We start from the raw sequence: 1,089 nt of genomic DNA on the forward strand, positions 1-1,089 counted from the left end.
TGTACTGACCTGAGAGGTTAGGTACGCGAGTGGCGGGTGGTTGGCCGCCGAGTGCGGTGTGGCCGCGGTGGTGATTGTAGGTGTGGAGCCAGTTGGTGAACGCTGCGCAGCGTTCGGCATCGCTGGTGTAGAGGCGGGCGTAGGCCCATTCGTCGGCCAGGGTCCGGTGAAATCGTTCCACCTTGCCGTTGGTCTGGGGTCGGTACGGTCGAGTGCGGCGATGCGCGATCCCACCAAGGGCGTCGCGGAATGCGCAGGATCGATAGCAGGACCCGTTGTCGGTCAACACTTTGCGAACACAGATGCCGCACTGTGCGAACCAGGCGTTAGCGCGTAGCCAAAACGCTGCTGCGGTCTCTTTGCGCTCGTCGGCCAGCAGCTCGCTATAGGCCAGCCGCGAGTGCGCATCGATTGCGGTGTGCAGGAAGTGATATCCCCGCACTGGTTGGCGGTACTTGTTGAGGACACCGCTGCTGCGATCGGCTCGCGCGTTGTGTTTGCCTGCGGTGCGACCAAGCTTGCGCCAACCGCCGCCGGCAGGGATCTTGCCCAGCTTCTTGACGTCGACGTGGACCAGCTCTCCGCAGGCCAGCGACTCGATGCGTCGGATTACTCGCCCGGTAGGACGATCGAGCCAGCGCAGTTTGGACAACCCGTAGCGGGTCAGCACCCGGTGCACCGTGGAGGGATGCAGGCCCAAGAGATACCCGATCCGGGCCGGGCCCCAGCGGCGTAGCACCCGCACTTTGATGATGCGACGCTCCGTACGGGTGGGTGTGCGACCTGGTGAGCGGTGCGGCCGCGAGGATCGATCGACCATTCCTGCGTCGCCCTGGTCGCGATATCGCCCAGCCCAGCGTCGTGCCGTGGTGGCCGAGACCTGGAATCGTTCTACAGCTCGACGCGGCGGCCAGCCATCCTCGACAACACAACGGGCGAGCTTTAAGCGACCAGTTTCCGACAGCGGAGCATTACGGTGGACCACGAAGACCTCCAGAGTGAGTGGCGTTCCTAGACAGCTCGCACTTCACTCGGAGGTCTTCGTCATGTCACCACGCCACGCCGTCACCAACGTCCGTGGTCAGTACA

General features: G+C 64.0%; 1 protein-coding gene. It reads right to left on the reverse strand.

What is annotated here, in order from left to right:
- A partial coding sequence (locus WU80_RS24725; RefSeq protein WP_055405700.1) for an IS481 family transposase occupies positions 1-985 on the reverse strand: 985 nt, incomplete at its 3' end.
- Positions 986-1,089 lie beyond the last annotated feature (104 nt).

It is taken from the genome of Mycobacterium sp. UM_11, assembly GCF_001414075.1.
GTDB lineage: Bacteria > Actinomycetota > Actinomycetes > Mycobacteriales > Mycobacteriaceae > Mycobacterium.